The sequence below is a fragment of the Actinoplanes sp. TBRC 11911 genome (genome assembly GCF_012933445.1).
Taxonomy (GTDB): domain Bacteria; phylum Actinomycetota; class Actinomycetes; order Mycobacteriales; family Micromonosporaceae; genus Actinoplanes.
The window spans coordinates 1-15,435 of sequence record NZ_JABBNC010000011.1; the positions used below are offsets into that span (position 1 = coordinate 1).

The window sequence follows — 15,435 nt, forward strand, 5'->3', positions numbered from 1 at the left end:
CGAGCATGTCTCCGGACAGCCCGTCACCAGTTACGTACCGAACTTCTGCCTACGTGCTTAGAGGACTCGGCAGGCATCCTGATCCTCCTCACCATCGCCTCGATCGCCGTCGTTTTGATCTTGGTTTCGGCGACCCTTCGCCGCGCGACGATCGTCATAAGTGGGGACGACGCGGGACGACTGGCAGTCCGAATGTTGGTAATAGCGACCTTCGTTGCTGTCATCCTGGCAATGATTGTTACCGGTCGCTCGCGCTGAGCTCGATGGCTTTGTCTGGCGCGGCAGTAGAAGGCGTTTGGACAACTTGACGATTGACGCAATAGAGATCCGGCCGGCGGACGAGGGCGACCTGTCAGCGTTCGCCACGGATCCCGACTTTGGCCTGCTTCCGGAGCGGCTCGACCGGCGCGCCGCCGAGAAGGGCGAGTTGCTGGTCGCTCGCGAAGGAGGTGTGCCCGTCGGTCATGTGTACATCTGGGATGAACGTGCCGATGAACCGGAGCTGCGCAAGCACCTTGGCGATACGCCTCTGATCATGAACCTGTGGGTTCAGGAGGACCGCCGTCGGCGGGGTGTCGGCTCGAAGCTCATGACCAAGGCCGAAGACTGGGCGCGAGAGCGTGGCCATTTGCTGGTCGCTCTCGGCGTGCTTCCGGACAACGACGCGGCGATCAAGCTTTACCTCGGCCGTGGCTACCGCGAATGGGAGCACGGGGAGGTCAAGACGCATCACGATCATTACATTGACGGTGATCATTTCGAGACGAGTGAGATCTGCGTGATCTTCGTCAAGAAGCTGATGCCGGACTCGTCGTGAGCCGGACGGCGTGGACCTGCGCGCCGGCGTGGCAGCCGACCCATTCGTAGGGAGGCTGCCCGCGGGCGCTTACTCCGGGCGGGTCAGCTGGGCCACCTCGGCCGGGTCGGTCAGGCGTTGCCTGATCATGTAGTGCATCTTCTTGCCGGTGGCGGTTCGGGGTAGCTCGGAAACGAAGCGATACCGCCGCGGCCGCTTGAAGTCTGCCAGCATCGGGTGCGCCCTGGTGTGCTTGTCCAGCTCGCTCGCCGTCAAGTCGCCGCCGGTCGGCACCACGTACGCCACGACCAGCTGGCCCCAGCGCTCGTCCGGCAGGCCGACCACAATGGAGTCGCTCACCAGCGGATGCTCGTTGAGCACCTCCTCCACCTGGACGGGGTGCACGTTCTCGCCGCCTGAGATGATCATGTCGTCCTTGCGGCCCGCGATCGTCACGTACTCCTGGGCGTCCCAGGTGGCCAGGTCGCCCGTGTAGAGCCAGCCGTCGTGGAACTTCGCGGCCTGCTCGCGGTCGTTGTTGACGTACGCGTACCCGCTCTTGATCGACCGCATGATGACCTCGCCGGTCTCGCTGCCGTCCTTGGCCACCAGATCGGTGGGGTCGGCGAGACGGTCCTCATACACCCGCACCACGGCCACGTCGTCGTCCGTGCACGCCCGCCCGGCGGATCCCGCGTGGTCCGGCAGGTCGGCCGGGCGCAGGAACGTGTTCCAGAACGCCTCGGTGGTCCCGTACCCGTTGAAGATGCGCGGCGTGAGCACACGCTGGTAACGCAGGCAGGCCTCGCGCTCCAGGGGCGCACCCATGGTGACGATGCCGCGCAGTGTCGAAATGGTGCGCGGCCGGGTCTCCTGGGCCGCGGTCAGTAACGCCAGGTTGGTGGGCGCGCCGATCAGGAAGGTCAACCCGTGCGCCGACACCTGGTCGAGCACCGAGTCGGCGTCGAACGCACGCATCGTGACCGCCGCCGCGCCGACGTAGAAGACCGCGGTGGGGCCGCCCGGCATGATGCCGCCGCGGTGGAACCACGGGGTCATGTTCAGCGTCCGGTCGTCGGGGTCGAGCGGGAAGTGCATGCTCACGTCGTGCGCGCTCAGGACCTCGGCGATGCTGGGCAGCGACACCCCCTTGGGCATCCCGGTGGTGCCCGACGTGTAGAGCCGCAGCGTCTCGTCCCACGTCGTACCCGCGTACGGCTGAGGTCGTGATCCGTGTTCGAGCAGCGTGCCGAAGTCGCCGGTGCTCAGCGTCGTGCCGGGCCGATGGGACGCCAGGTGAAGAGCCTCGTCGACACTCGCGGCGAGCGCGGCGTCGTAGACGAACACGCGCGGCCGGCTGTCGTCGAGCACGTGCGCGGTCTCGCCCGGCGAGAAGCGGAAGTTGATCGGCGAGGCGATCGCCCCGAGATGCTCGCTGGCCAGGTAGAGCAGAGCGAACTCGGAGCCGTTGAACAGCTGGAACGTGACGACGTCGCCGGGGCCGACCCCGTGCTGCGCCAGGCCGGCCGCGACCCGGGCCACGTCCTCGCCGAGCTCCGCGTACGTCCAGTCACGGCCCTTGTCGGTGTCACGGAGAGCGAGACGCTCGGCGTAACGGTGGGTGTTGCGCCAGAACCCGGCCAGGAAGGTGAAGTGATGATCGAACACGTCCCGGAAGGCGGCCGGATCATACTGATAAGTCATAATTCCCCCAAAGCCGAGCAAACCGGGATGAACAGGACGTCACTCGTCGGCGACGAACACCGCCACACAGTTCTGGCCGCCGAACCCGAAAGCGTTGGCCGCGGCCGCCCGCACCGGCATGTGCCGGGCCACGTTCGGCACGTAGTCCAGGTCGCACTCCGGATCGGGGCTGGTCAAATTGATGGTAGGAGGCACGACGCTGTCCCGGATCGCGAGCAGCGCGGTCATCGCACCGAGCGCCCCGGCCGCCCCGATCAGGTGCCCGACCATCGACTTCGGGCTGCTGACCACAAGATCATCAACCTTTTTCCCGTACGCCGTACGCATGGCCATCGTCTCGGTCCGGTCGTTGGCCCTCGTGCCCGTGCCGTGCGCGGAGACGTAATCGATCTCCTCGGGGGCGACCCCGGAATTCTCCAGAGCCCGGGTGATGGCCGCCGCCGCGTACCGGCCCTCGGGCGCCGGCGCACTGATGTGGAAGGCGTCCGAGGTCAGCGCCCCGCCCGAAAACTCCCCATAAATCCGGGCACCACGCTCCCGGGCGTGGGTCGCCGACTCCATCACGAGCACGACCGACCCCTCCCCGAAGACGAACCCGTCCCGCTCCGCGTCGAACGGCCGCGACGCCCCGGCCGGATCGTCGTTCCGCTTGCTCAGCGCACCCATCGACGACAAGCCGGCGAACATGACCTCGGTGATCGCCGCATCGGTCCCGCCGCAGATCACCACGTCCGCGTCCCCGGCCAGGATCAGCCGCCGCGCCTCCACCAACGCGTAGTTACCGCTCGCGCAAGCAAGTGCGCTGGCCGTGACCGGCCCGTGAATACCCAGGTCGATCGCCACCTCGCAGGCCGGCATGTTGGTCAGCGAGGACGCCACGAAATACGGGCTGAGCCGATGATCGCCCATCAGCTTCGTCGCGCTCTCGATCGTGTCGAAACCGGCAACGGCCGCGTTGATCACCACGCCGGTGCGCGCGGGGTCGCTCACGGTCAGATCGGCGTCGGCGACGGCCTCGCGCGCCGCGGCAACCGCTAACTGCGCGAAGCGCGCGGTACGCCGCAGGCGCTTGCCCTCCAGAATCGTCGCCGGATCGAAGCCCTTGACCTCCGCGGCGATCTGCGTGGACATCGCGGACGCGTCGAAGGCGGTGATCGGGGCAACTCCCGAGCGTCCCGCCAGCAGCGCGGCCCAGGTGCTTTCCCGATCATTTCCGACTGGCGTGACCGCACCGATGCCGGTGATGACGACGCGTTCGGCCATGCTGGCCTCCGAAACCTTGCTTTGATCTTAAAATCAACTTTCGCGATCTTCGAAACTGAACCCTAGTACGGAAGTCCTCGCTGTGATCGGGGCCGATCGGTGGATGAGGTCTACGCCACGGGCCACACGCATGGGTGATTCTCGATACCCGTGTATTGGGGCGAACGGAAGGAACCAACCGTGCGACGACTGCTCGCGGCCCTGGTCGCCACCGCGTTGACGCTCGCCGGCACGGGCACGGCGGCGCACGCCACGCCCGAACCGGGCGGCGCCGGCATCGGCGACCCCTACTTCCCCCAGTACGGCAACGGTGGCTATGACGTCTCCCATTACGACATTCGGCTGCGGTACACCCCGGCCACCGATCTGCTGACCGGCACTACCACGATTCTCGCCACCGCGACGCAGGATCTCAGCAGTTTCCATCTGGATTTCTTGCTCGACGTCTCATCGGTGCGGGTCAACAACCGTCCGGCGACTTTTGCGCGGCAGGGCGACCACGAGCTCGTCGTCACCCCGGCCCGCCCGATCACCGACGACGGCGCCATGACGGTCGTCGTCCAATACTCCGGCGTGCCGTCGGAGAAGGTCGACGCCGGCCTCGGCTACTCCGCCTGGATCCGCACCCCCGACGGCGCGATGGCCGTGGGCCAGCCGGAAATCGCCTGGTGGTGGTTCCCGAGCAACGATCACCCGGCGGACAAGGCCACCTTCGACGTCTCCGTCGCGGTGCCCAACGGCGTCTCGGCGATCAGCAACGGCGACATGCCGAACTTCGGCCCGGTCCCGGAGACGCTCGGTTACTCCCGGTGGAGCTGGCGCTCACTCAAGCCGCAGGCGCCGTACCTGGCCTTCGTCACCATCGGCAAATACGACCTGTCGCTGGACACCACCGCGAACGGCCAGCCGATCTGGAACGCGTACTCGAAGCTCCTGCCGCAAGCCACCCGCAACGAGGCCCAGGCGAGCATCGAACGCACCGCCGAGATCACCGACTGGGAGTCCACGCTCTTCGGACCCTGGCCGTTCGAGGCGCGCGGCGGCGTGGTCGCGCCGCCCGGCACGCTCGGTTTCGCTCTGGAGAACCAGACCCGCCCCAACTACTCGTCCGCGTTCTGGTTCAGCGGGTCCAACACCTCGGTGGTCGTGCACGAGAACGCCCACCAGTGGTTCGGCGACTCCGTCTCACTGTCGCGCTGGCAGGACATCTGGCTCAACGAGGGCTTCGCCACCTACGCGGAGTGGCTCTGGTCGGAGAAGAACCACGAGGGCACCACCCAGGACCTTTTCGATTACCTGTACGCCACGAACCCGCCGAACGCGCCGATCTGGACCGCCGCGCCGGCCGCCCCCGGCGTCGCGAACCTGTTCGGTCCCGCCGTCTACGACCGCGGCGCGATGGCGTTGCACCAGCTCAGGCTCGCGGTCGGCGACGACGACTTCTTCCGGATCCTGCGCACCTGGGCGGCCGAGCACCGCTACGGCAACGCCACGACCGTTCAGTTCACGAGGCTGGCCGAGAAGGTCTCCGGCAGGGACCTGGACGCGCTGTTCCGGGCGTGGCTGTACACGCCGTCGAAGCCGGCCCTGACGACGATGGCCAAACGCGCGCCGCAGGCCCCGAAGTCGTGGGCACAGATCAGCCGCACCCACGAGCTGCTCCACGAGAACTGAGGTCACGACCAGCGGCGCCGGCGTTCGATCTCGCGCTGCACGGCCGGATCCCACGACATGGCGTCCCAATCGTCCGGGGTCGGCTGGATCGGGTCGCTTTCCCACGCGAACATGGTGCGGGTGTGCAGCACGCCGGCGATCAGCGCCGCCACCGCGACGACGCGCATCAGGGCCTGCACACTCAGCGCCTGCGTCATGGTGTCGAGCCGGCCGGGCACCACATAGCTGCCGACCAGGAGCACACCAAAGGCGATCGACCCCCAGAAACCCAGGTTGCCGTACGCCGGTGCGCCGCTCGACTCGCTGATCCGCCGTGCCGAACGCCACCAGAACAGCCAGGCGATCAGCAGCCCCAGTATCGACAGAATGGCCAGCAGCCGGATCAGGATCGACCCCAGTGCCAGGCTGGCCTGCGCCGCGGGATCGGAGTCGTCGGTCACCGACTGCAGGTCGGCCAGCGAGTGTGCCAGGAACGCGGCGGCGACCGACGCGGCCCCGAAGAAAATCGCGAACGAGACGACCCGCCGGTTGACCGAGGCCCACTCCGCCGCGGAGACCTCTGACGGGCGGCGGCTTCCGCAGGTGTGCGCTTGGCCGGCGTATTCGATTTCGGCGTCACAGATCCCACAGCGCACAAGTGACCCCCGGCTATCGATGCGGATCAACTCCGCCCAACTCTACGGCGTCGGCACCCCTGAACCCACCGTACGAAGCGGGTGAGAGAAAGGAGGCAAAACAGCGTCCGTGCGGTTGAGACGTCCGACATGGGGCGGGCTGGTTGGTTCGGGGGTTTGCGTATCGTTGGTGGCATGTCGATGCCGTCGCCGCGCCGGCGCGGGCTTGTTGGTTACATGCTGGCCCTGGAGGTGATACTTGCCGTGATCGTCGTCGTCTCGACGACTACGGTCAGTGCCTTCGGTGAGCGCAACCCGTCATCCGCCGACCTGGCGAAACGGCTCGGCCCGTTCTACACCGCGATGGACGGCACCGCGCACGTGCCGGCACCCGCGCCGCCGGTCGCCGGAGCGTCCACCGGCAGCTACACATGGGACTGCGGGCGCAACGAAGAGCATCACCTGAACACCGCGAACGTCGTGGTCACCCCGAAGTTTCCGGGGCCGCCGCACCACGTGCACGACTACGTCGGGAACCTCGGCGTGCAGGACGACTCGACCGCCGAGAGCATCATCGGGGCGCCCACCACCTGCCGCAACGGCGACGACTCCACGTACTACTGGCCGGTGGTGCGTTACGTGCAACCGGGTCAGGACGGGCACGGCGGGCCCATCCAGCTGCCGGTGTCGCTGACCATGTCATATACGGGGAGTCCACGCGGGCCGGTGCTGCCGATGCCGCGGCTGCTGCGGGCCACCGAGGGGGACGCCGTCGCGTACACCAACGGCGGCGCGCTGGCGCGCTCGTGGTGGACGTGCTCGAACACGCTGAGCAGGCAGACCTCCAAGTATCCGGTGTGCGACCCGGGGGCCGAGGTGGTGCGCATCCTCGACTTCCCCAGCTGCTGGGACGGTCGCCAGGTGGACAGTCCGGACCACCGCGCGCAGATGACGTTCCCGGTCGCGGGCGGTGGCTGCGCCATGGGGATGTTCGCGGTGCCGCATCTGCGGATCACGCTGGCCTACGAGATCCCGCCGGGTCAGCGGTATCAGATCGACGCGTTCGACGGGCAGGCCAACAGCCCCATCACCGACCACGCCTTCCTGATCAACCTGATGCCCGACACCCTGATGGCCAAGGTCGTCGACTGCCTCAACCAGGGGCGTGTCTGCAACGACGCGCTCTGACTAGAAGGGCCGGGACACCTGGTAGGTGCCGGTGGAGTTCAGGACGCGTACGGGAACGGGAAGTTGATCGGCGCCCACCAGGGCGTTGCAGCTGAACCGTAAGCCCGACGTCACCGGCACCCGGCCGGGGCAGGCGACGGCGGCCGCGTCGACCCGGAAGTCGCGGGTCAGCACCATCGCCACCCCCCGCTGCAGGGCCGCGGTGTCGAAGACCCGGTGCACGAGATAGCCGGGCGTCACGAAGGCGAGAACACCCACGGTGGCGACGGCGACCACCGACGTGGCGGCGGTGACCATCGTAAGACGGCGCAACATGCCCGGCACACGGTTGACGATCGTGATCGGTTCAGGTGAACCGGAACGTCGCCATGCGCGTGTGAGGCATGTCGCGTGCGGGCACGTCGTGTGTTGATCCGGAGCTGGCCGTCATCCGTAATCACCGGTGACAGCAAGCACATTCGGAACATCGACGTAGCCCGCTCGCCGAAGTTGGCCGCATGCTTTGCGCTGGCCAAGGTCGGAATAACGCGGTGGGGGTTGCCGCGAAGGGTGGGGGGAAATGCCTTTGCTGAAAAGCCAACGTCGTCGGGAGGTGGCGGATGAAGCCCTGGTCAGATCGCTGTTCCAGGAACATGGACGCGCCATGCTCGCGTATGCGACGCAGCTGACCCGCGACCGGGTGGCTGCCGAGGATGTGGTCCAGGAAGCGCTGGTCCGGGCCTGGCGACATCCCGACAGCCTGGTCAACGGGAAAGGCTCGGTACGTGGCTGGTTGCTCACGGTGATCCGCAACATCGTCACCGACCAGATCCGGGCACGTAACGCCCGCGCGCCGGAGAGTCGCGAGGAGGCACCGGATCTGGCCACCGACGACGACCATGCCGAACAGGTGGTCAACTCGATGGTGGTGGTGGACGCGCTCAGTCAGCTGTCCCCCGAGCACCGGGAAGTTCTGGAACAGGTCTACCTGCTCGGTAGTACAGTCCAGGAAGCCGCCAAGGAGTTGGGGATCCCGCCGGGAACCGTCAAATCACGGTCCTTCTACGCGCTCCGTGCACTCCGAGAGATACATGCGAAAGGCAACCTCGCCCGGACGGAGCGGTCAGCGTGAACACATCCGACATCAACGAGACCGGCGAACATGTTGACCTCGCCGGCTACCTCATGGAGACGCTCACCGACGAGCAGAAACGCGAGGTCGAGGAGCACCTCGCCGGCTGCGACGAGTGCCGTGCGGAGGTCGATTCACTGCGGGAGTGGACGGTGGCCCTAGAGGCAGTACCCGAGGCGATGATGCTGGACGGGCCGCCCGACGGCGGCGACCTGCTCCTGCAGAGAACGCTGCGGCAGATCAGAACCGAATCCACCGGGAGGCGTCATCGGCGCACCGCCATGGTCTCCTCAGCCGCCGTCGTCGTAGCGGCGGCGGTGATCGGCGGTGGCGTGTTCGCCGGACGAGCGACCGCACCCGAGCCGCCGCAGGCGCAGCCGACGATCGGCGCACCGGTCCAGTCCGAGCCGACCGCGGCGCTCGGGACGAAGGTGGCGACCACGGTCGACGCCACGACCGGCACCCGGATCAGCGTGTCGATGACGCCGAAGCAGGGCTGGGTGCAGCTCTACGCGGCGATCAACGGCATCCCGGCGGGGGAGAAGTGCCGCATCGAGGTGGTCGGCAAGGACGGCGCGACGGTGCTGGCCGGCAGCTGGCTGGTGTCCGCGCAGGGCGCGACAGCGGGCACGACGCTCAACGGCAGCGCGCTGATCGACCCGGCCGACGTCAAGGCGGTCCGGGTCGTCAACGAAGCGGGCAAGCAGTTCACCAGTGTGAATCTGTGAGGCAGGCGGCGACACCGGCGGTGCCGGTGTTCGCCGCCGCATAGCCGGCGCGGAACGCGTCCACCCGGGCGAAACCGGAGGGAACGGCCGCGCCGGCCTGGTCCGCGGCGATCAGCGAATCGTCGGCGAGCAACTCGGCGACGGCCTCGTCGAGGTCACCGGGCGAAAGTTCGAGGGCCTGATGGTGGGACGGGACGATCGAGCCCGCCCAGAGGCCGGTGAGGCAGGCGGTGCGCTGGGCCGCCACCAGGCCGGTCAGGGGCAGGCCGCGGGCGTGCTGGACGGACAGGGCCGCCCGTGACACGATTTCGCCGAATGCAGCGAAATCTCCGGAAATTTCCGACAAGCGGGCCAGATTCAGCGCAACGGAGTTGTCCGACGGGCAGAACCCTACGGCGTAACGGCCTACGCACGCACTGTCCGTAGTGAACGGTGCCACCGGCGTACCGAAAGCGCTCTTGATCGTGGTTTGCAGATCGTGCAGAGCGGCCGGATCGGACACCGCCAGCGAAGGCCCGGACGGCCCGTCCTCGGCCGGCGTCACCCGGCGGTTCACCTCGGCCGCGTCGATGCTCTCGCACCGCGGCACCCCGTCGCCGAACCCCAGCTGGAACGCCGTGACCCGGTCGAACGCCGTCCCGTGCGCGTCCGGTGACGCCGCCGAGGTGCCGGGCGTGTCGCGGATGAAGAACAGCGTGGACAGGATGTCGTTCAGGCCCGGCCCGGTGGAGATCTGGAAACGGGGCGAGTGACCCTCCGCCACGTAGCGGAAATAACTGCCCGCGTAGCAGTCGGCCTGCTGCTCACGCACGATCGAACTGGCCCCCGCGGCGCCGAGTCGCGTCTGGACGGCATGACCCAGCTCGTGCGCCAGCACCGCCACCACCGACATGTCCCCGAAGTCGTGCGCCAGCGTCGGCAGCAGCACCCCGCGGTCCCACGCGATACTGTCGTCGTTGCCGCAGTAGAACGCGTTCACCAGGCCTTTCGTGCTCTGGCCGCACAGCGAGCCGGTCGAGCTCCGCGAGTCGAACGAGCTCACGTAGATCACCGGGCGATAACCCGGCAGGACCTTTCCCCAGTACGCCTGTACGTCGTCTACGGCGTCCGCGGCGAGCCGATCGATCGGGCCGTTGTCGGTGCCCTGCACGGAAACGTGGGCGGGTGGCACACCGGGGCGCTCGCCGCTGGGCCCCGTCGTGATCGGCAGGCCCGCGACCTCGGTCGGATTCCATTGCTCTGCCGTCGGCGTACCGGAAATGGTCTTGGTGCAGCCGGCCAGAAGCAGCAGCGCGACCGCCAGGCCGGCCACGTGTTTTGTTCTCATCGCATTCCCCTGTTCACAAAAAAGAGTGGAGGGGTGTGCCCCCCCGGCACACCCCTCCACCGACCTGCTCGGATGTCAGCCCCCCAGCTTCACCGAGAAGGCCTTGTTGTCGAAGTTGACGATCTTGCCGGTGGCCTGGATCTGCGACAGGTCCCGCGTGTCCCCGTCGACGATGACCGACTCGCCCTTGCAGCCCGGCTGGCTCCAGAGCTTGAGGGTGCCCTCCGCGGTGAGCGAGGAGGCCACGCCCTTGCGCGGGAGGTCGATGCACTTGTCACCGGCGATGCCCTGCGACGCCCCGTTGTCGCCGAAGTCCTTGTCGTCGAACAGGATCGCGCTGGTCGCCGGCTTGCTCGGGGTGCCGGCGGCGTTGTCGACGCTGACCTCGTCGGTGTTCGGCATCGCCTTGCCACCGTCCGGGCGCAGACCGAACCAGGTGCCGCCGACGCCCTCGCCGTTGGTGTCGCCCTTCTGGGTGTCCTTGGCGAACCGGTACGCCGGCCAGCCCTTGACGGTGACCTGAATCCGGCCGTCCTCGCGCTTGAAGAAGCCGATGTCGCTCTTCTTGATGCCGGCGAAGAAAATCTTGCCGTGGTCCGCCACGGTGACCGGCGGCCAGGTCTGATCGCAGCCACCGTCGGCGTTGCAGGCCGAGGTCTTGGTGTTCGGCTTGTCCTTGTCGAAGCGGTAGAGCGTGAGCCGCGCGCCGTTGACGACCACCGGGTTGAGGTTGCCGGCCGAGCTGGCGGTCAGCTGCACCCACTGCTCGGCGACCGGCTCGGTCTGGGCGTCCGCGACGCCGCCGTTCTTCATCGCCAGGTCGCCGGTGTTCGCCGGCGCGTCGTTCGACTTGGCCGTTCCGGAGAGCAGGTTGAAAGCGGTGTCCGTCGCGGCCTGCGCCGTCGCCGGGGTTTGCGCCGCCGGCGCCGCGCCCACAGTGGTCGTCCCCTTCGAACACGCGGCCAGTCCGACAGTCGCGGCCGTGACGAGCACGGCGAGGGACAAAAGGCGCTTCGTACGCATCGTTTTCTCCTGATTCATGCGGCTCCGGGTGTTTTCCGGTGGCCGTTCGCGATGCACACGTGACGCCCTCGAGATCGGTTCAGGGCTGGTTCGCTCAGGGGGCCTCCGCGGGCCCCCTGAGCTGGCGATTGCGTTATGGATCACACGGGGATGTCGACCGGATACTTCGCTCCGTACGCGGCCGAGCTGCTCAGCTCCGCCCACTTGAGAGCCTCGGCAAGGCGGCGTTGTTCGAACTCGACCGCCATGCGCGCCGCGTTCGCGCCCAGCGGCAGATGCGTCGGGAGGTGCCCGGACTTCACCACCCGCACCAGGATCTCGGCGCCGCGCTCCGGGTCGGCCTGGGTCATGTTCGCGTCGCCGAGGCGCCGGGCCATCGCGCCCACCGTCGCGTCGTACTCCGGCGGGATGTCGTGGACCCGCATCGACGAGCCCGACCAGTCGGTGGCGAACCCGCCCGGCTCGACCACCATCGTGCGGATGCCGAACGGCGCGGTCTCCGCCGCCAGCACCCGGGTGAAGCCGTCGACGGCGAACTTCGACGCCTGGTACGAGCCGAGCCCGGGCTGACCGCCGACCCGGGCGCCGATCGAGGTGAACTGGACGATCGTGCCGCCGTGCTGCGCCTTCATGACCGGAAGCACGGCGCGGGTCACGTGGTAGACGCCCCAGAAGTTCGTCTCGAACTGCGTCCGGAAGTCGTCCATCGTCTCGATCGGACCGAGGTTGGCGTAGCCGGCGTTGTTGACCACGACGTCGATGCCGCCGAAGCGCTCGATGGCGGCGGCGACAGCGCTTTCCGCCTGGTCGGCGCGGGTCACGTCGAGCTCCGCCGGCAGGATGCCGTCGCCGAAGCGGGCGACCAGATCGTCGAGCTCGGACGGCTTGCGCGCGGTGGCGACGACTCGATCACCCGCCTGCAGGGCAGCGATTGCTAACGCGCGGCCCAGGCCGCGCGACGTACCGGTGATGAACCAAATCATGGCCCTAGTAAAACCCTGTTTCGTTATTATCGCAACCTCGTTGTGTTAGGGTTGGGGGCGTGCAGAGAGCTCGTAGCGTCGAGGCAAAACAGCAGCGTGAGCGCGCGATTCTGGATGCCGCGCGGGAGTTGGCCGAGGCCCGGACTGTCCGGGAGGTCACACTGACCGACGTGGCCGCGGCGGTCGGCATGCACAAATCGGCTATGTTGCGATATTTCGAGACGAGGGAGCAGATATTCCTCGCGCTGACGGCGGAGGCGTGGGTGGAGTGGTCGGCCTGGATCCGAGGGAATCTGGAGGCCGGTGACGGGCGCGATCGAGGCGCTGGTCAAGGGCGTGATCAAGGCGCTGGTCAAGGGCGTGATCAAGGCGCTGGTCAAGGGCGTGATCAAGGCGCTGGTGACGGGCGCGATCGAGGCGCGCACGCGGCCGCCGTGATCGCCCGCTCGCTGGCCGCCCGCCCCCTCTTCTGTGACCTGCTCGCGCACGCCGCGATGAACCTCGAACGCAACGTCTCGCTGGAGACCGCCTACGCCTACAAAACCTCCACCTTGGAGCAGGTCCTCCTGGTCACCGACCATCTCCGCGGGTTGCTCGACCTGACCGTGCAGCAGACCCGCGACCTGGTCGGCACGGCCACGAGCATGGCCGGCGCGTTTTGGCAGATGTCCGCCACGCCCGGCAGCCAGCTCGAGCAGATGTACACCGAACATCCGGACATCGCCCACGCCAACGTCGAGGTCGAGCCCCGGCTGACCCGCATCCTGACCGCGTTGATCGCCGGGATGCGCGTCAATCCCTGAGCAGCGTCCGCGCGGCCGACGATGCCGTACGCGCCAGTAACAACTGATAGCACCCGCGCCGTCGTAGTCTGCGCGATGATCGATGTTGAGGAGGGTTTCACCGTGACCGAGGTATTCGACACCCGCACGCTGGCCGAGGCGCCGGTGATCAGCGCGCCGGACGGCTCCGCGGTGCGTCCGCTCTGCGTGCTCCCGGGCGCGGGCAGCTTCGCGCACTTCCGGCTGGAGCCGGGCGAGATCGCGAAGGCCGTCGTGCACGCCACGGTCCAGGAGATCTGGTTCGTCGTGGCCGGCGACGGCAGGATGTGGCGTCGCCAGGAGGGCCGGGAGGACGAAGTGGACCTCCGTCCCGGCGTCTGCCTGACGATCCCGCTGGGCACCGAGTTCCAGTTCCGTTCCGGCACGGTGGCGCTGGAGGTCGTCGCCGCCACCATGCCCCCGTGGCCGGTGGAGAGCGACGACGAGGCCCGCCCGGCGCGCGGCCCGTGGCAGCCCACCTTCTGAGAGCTTGACACCGATCAATCGAAAGGTTTCGATGGTTTCGTGAAGCGGGCCTTGGCGTTCCTGGCGGTGGCGATCGTGTCGACGGCCGGGTGGAGTCCGCCCGCCCAGGCCGGCCCCACGCCCGCCCAGGCCGGCCCCACGCGCACGATGACGTTGGCCGAGAAGGTCGGCCAGATGATCGTCGGCTACGTGTACGGCGAGAACGGCACCACGGTGAGCGCGGCCGACGCGGCGTCGAACCAGGCGATGTACCAGGTGGACACCGGTGCCGAGGCCGTCGCGAAATATCACCTGGGCGGCGTCATCTACTTCACCTGGAGCCACAACCTCACCAGCCCGCCGCAGATCGCCGCGCTCTCCAACAGCCTGCAGCACGCCGCGATGGCCGACACCGGCATCCCGCTGCAGATCAGCACCGATCAGGAAGGCGGCATCGTCAACCGGATCGGCGCGCCGCTGGCCGTCTCGCCGGGCAACATGGCGATCGGGGCGACGTTCGATCCGCGTACGGCGTACGACGCGGCCAAGGTCAGCGGCACCGAACTCAAGGCGCTCGGCATCAACGTCGTGGACGCGCCCGTGGTGGACGTCAACACGAATGCGCTGAACAGCGCCGACGGCGTACGGGCGTTCGGCGACCGGACCGCCCAGGTCTCGCTGTTCGGCGTCGCGGCCGAACGCGGCTACCACGCGGCCGGCATCGGCACCCAGGCCAAGCATTTCCCCGGCCTCGGCGACACCACGGTGAACACCGACAACGGCATCGCGATCACCAACGAGACCCGCCGGCAGATCATGGACACGCACGTGCCGCCGTTCCGCGCCGCGATCGCCGCCGGAGCGCAGAGCATCATGGCCGCGCACATCGTCGCGCCCGCGCTCGACCCCTCCGGCAAGCCGGCCAGCATGTCCGAGCCGATCGTCACCGGCCTGCTGCGCGACACGCTGCACTACCACGGCGTGGTCATCACGGACGCGCTCGAGGCCGCGGCACTCGACGAGTACAGCAACGAGCAGATCGTGCTGGACGCGGTCAACGCCGGCGTCGATCAGCTACTCATGCCCCGCAACGTGCCCGGCGCGATCCAGGCGCTGATCGACGCGGTACACACCGGCGCGATCAGCGAGCGGCGCATCGACCAGTCCGTCCGGCGCATCCTCAAGACCAAGACCTATTCCCCGTACGTCTCGGAGCCGCCGGTCGTGGGTGGCCCGGCGCACCAGTCGACGATGTCGCGGATCGCCGCCAAGTCGATCACCGCCCTGCGCAGTGCCGCCCTGCCCCTGCGCGACGATCAGCAGGTACTGGTCACGGGCTGGGGCGTGTCGACGACGACCACGCTGGCGGCCGCGCTCGGCGCCACCCGCCTGTACACCGGCTCGCCGTCCGACGCGTTGATCCAGCAGGCGGTGGCGGCCGCGCAGACCGCCGACGTCACGGTCGTCACGACGTACAACGCCTGGGCCGACCTGACTCAGCAGAAGCTGGTCAACGCCTTGCTCGCCACCGGCAAGCCGATCGTGGTCGCGGCCGTCGGCGGCCCGTACGACATCGCCTCCTTCCCGTCGGCCACGACCTACCTGTGCGCGTACGGATATCAGCCCCCGTCCCTCACCGCGCTCGCCGACGTCCTGCTCGGACACACCCGCCCCCAGGGCCGTCTCCCGGTCACGATCAAAGGCCTTTTCCCGTACGGCTCCGGATTGCGCTAGCCCG

At 68.1% G+C, this 15,435-nt stretch carries 17 protein-coding genes and 1 pseudogene; 11 read left to right on the plus strand and 7 right to left on the minus strand.

Annotated elements, in window-relative coordinates; all coding sequences use genetic code 11:
* Positions 1-258: hypothetical protein (locus tag HH310_RS43185; RefSeq protein WP_211192251.1), on the plus strand; the 258-nt coding region annotated here is incomplete at its 5' end.
* Positions 259-304: 46 nt separating this feature from the next.
* Positions 305-817 (plus strand): GNAT family N-acetyltransferase, encoded by a 513-nt coding sequence (locus HH310_RS17190; protein WP_169176577.1) that lies wholly within the window; start codon positions 305-307, stop codon positions 815-817.
* A gap of 69 nt (positions 818-886) precedes the next feature.
* Here the strand turns inward: HH310_RS17190 and HH310_RS17195 are convergent, their stop codons facing one another.
* The gene (locus HH310_RS17195; RefSeq protein WP_169176578.1) at positions 887-2,500 is read right to left on the minus strand and encodes a class I adenylate-forming enzyme family protein; all 1,614 of its coding nucleotides are present in this window, start codon (positions 2,498-2,500) and stop codon (positions 887-889) included.
* 39 nt (positions 2,501-2,539) lie between these two features.
* A complete protein-coding gene (gene fabF / locus HH310_RS17200) occupies positions 2,540-3,763 on the minus strand; it encodes a beta-ketoacyl-ACP synthase II (RefSeq protein WP_169176579.1) in 1,224 nt (407 codons plus the stop codon).
* Positions 3,764-3,943: 180 nt separating this feature from the next.
* Here fabF and HH310_RS17205 point away from each other — a divergent pair, with 180 nt between their 5' ends.
* Positions 3,944-5,437: a M1 family metallopeptidase gene (locus HH310_RS17205; RefSeq protein WP_169176580.1), complete on the plus strand. Its 1,494-nt coding sequence runs from the start codon at positions 3,944-3,946 to the stop codon at positions 5,435-5,437.
* A gap of 2 nt (positions 5,438-5,439) precedes the next feature.
* Here the strand turns inward: HH310_RS17205 and HH310_RS17210 are convergent, their stop codons facing one another.
* A complete protein-coding gene (locus HH310_RS17210) occupies positions 5,440-6,102 on the minus strand; it encodes a hypothetical protein (RefSeq protein ID WP_169176581.1) in 663 nt (220 codons plus the stop codon).
* A 144-nt stretch (positions 6,103-6,246) separates the two neighbouring features.
* Between HH310_RS17210 and HH310_RS17215 the strand changes: the two genes are divergently transcribed.
* A complete protein-coding gene (locus tag HH310_RS17215; RefSeq protein ID WP_169176582.1) occupies positions 6,247-7,239 on the plus strand; it encodes a DUF1996 domain-containing protein in 993 nt (330 codons plus the stop codon).
* Here the strand turns inward: HH310_RS17215 and HH310_RS17220 are convergent, their stop codons facing one another.
* A complete protein-coding gene (locus HH310_RS17220; protein ID WP_169176583.1) occupies positions 7,240-7,554 on the minus strand; it encodes a DUF4333 domain-containing protein in 315 nt (104 codons plus the stop codon).
* A gap of 244 nt (positions 7,555-7,798) precedes the next feature.
* On the opposite strand from HH310_RS17220, the gene HH310_RS17225 reads away from it, so the two are divergent.
* Together HH310_RS17225 and HH310_RS17230 are read left to right on the plus strand one after the other, a co-directional pair.
* Positions 7,799-8,350: a sigma-70 family RNA polymerase sigma factor gene (locus HH310_RS17225; RefSeq protein WP_169176584.1), complete on the plus strand. Its 552-nt coding sequence runs from the start codon at positions 7,799-7,801 to the stop codon at positions 8,348-8,350.
* Entirely contained in the window at positions 8,347-9,078 is a 732-nt protein-coding gene (locus HH310_RS17230) for a zf-HC2 domain-containing protein (RefSeq protein WP_312034151.1), read from the plus strand. Before HH310_RS17225 ends, HH310_RS17230 begins: the two co-directional genes overlap by 4 nt.
* Here the strand turns inward: HH310_RS17230 and HH310_RS17235 are convergent.
* The 3 genes from HH310_RS17235 to HH310_RS17245 all read right to left on the minus strand — a co-directional run bounded on the left by HH310_RS17235 (position 9,059) and on the right by HH310_RS17245 (position 12,411).
* Positions 9,059-10,405: a neutral zinc metallopeptidase gene (locus tag HH310_RS17235; protein ID WP_169176585.1), complete on the minus strand. Its 1,347-nt coding sequence runs from the start codon at positions 10,403-10,405 to the stop codon at positions 9,059-9,061. The genes HH310_RS17230 and HH310_RS17235 overlap by 20 nt on opposite strands.
* Positions 10,406-10,480: 75 nt before the next feature.
* Positions 10,481-11,428 (minus strand): hypothetical protein, encoded by a 948-nt coding sequence (locus tag HH310_RS17240; RefSeq protein WP_169176586.1) that lies wholly within the window; start codon positions 11,426-11,428, stop codon positions 10,481-10,483.
* A 140-nt stretch (positions 11,429-11,568) separates the two neighbouring features.
* The gene (locus HH310_RS17245; protein ID WP_169176587.1) at positions 11,569-12,411 is read right to left on the minus strand and encodes an SDR family NAD(P)-dependent oxidoreductase; all 843 of its coding nucleotides are present in this window, start codon (positions 12,409-12,411) and stop codon (positions 11,569-11,571) included.
* 59 nt (positions 12,412-12,470) lie between these two features.
* Between HH310_RS17245 and HH310_RS45810 the strand changes: the two are divergent.
* From HH310_RS45810 to HH310_RS17260, 5 genes and pseudogenes are all read left to right on the plus strand, one after another.
* A pseudogene (locus tag HH310_RS45810) lies at positions 12,471-12,647 on the plus strand (TetR family transcriptional regulator); the annotation flags it as partial.
* Between the two features lie 67 nt (positions 12,648-12,714).
* Positions 12,715-12,849: a hypothetical protein gene (locus tag HH310_RS45365; protein WP_312034152.1), complete on the plus strand. Its 135-nt coding sequence runs from the start codon at positions 12,715-12,717 to the stop codon at positions 12,847-12,849.
* Entirely contained in the window at positions 12,846-13,214 is a 369-nt protein-coding gene (locus HH310_RS45370; RefSeq protein ID WP_312034153.1) for a hypothetical protein, read from the plus strand. The genes HH310_RS45365 and HH310_RS45370 overlap by 4 nt, the downstream gene beginning before the upstream one ends.
* Positions 13,215-13,289: 75 nt before the next feature.
* Entirely contained in the window at positions 13,290-13,718 is a 429-nt protein-coding gene (locus HH310_RS17255) for a cupin domain-containing protein (RefSeq protein WP_169176589.1), read from the plus strand.
* Positions 13,719-13,757: 39 nt separating this feature from the next.
* Entirely contained in the window at positions 13,758-15,431 is a 1,674-nt protein-coding gene (locus tag HH310_RS17260; RefSeq protein ID WP_211192252.1) for a glycoside hydrolase family 3 protein, read from the plus strand.
* Positions 15,432-15,435: the final 4 nt, after the last annotated feature.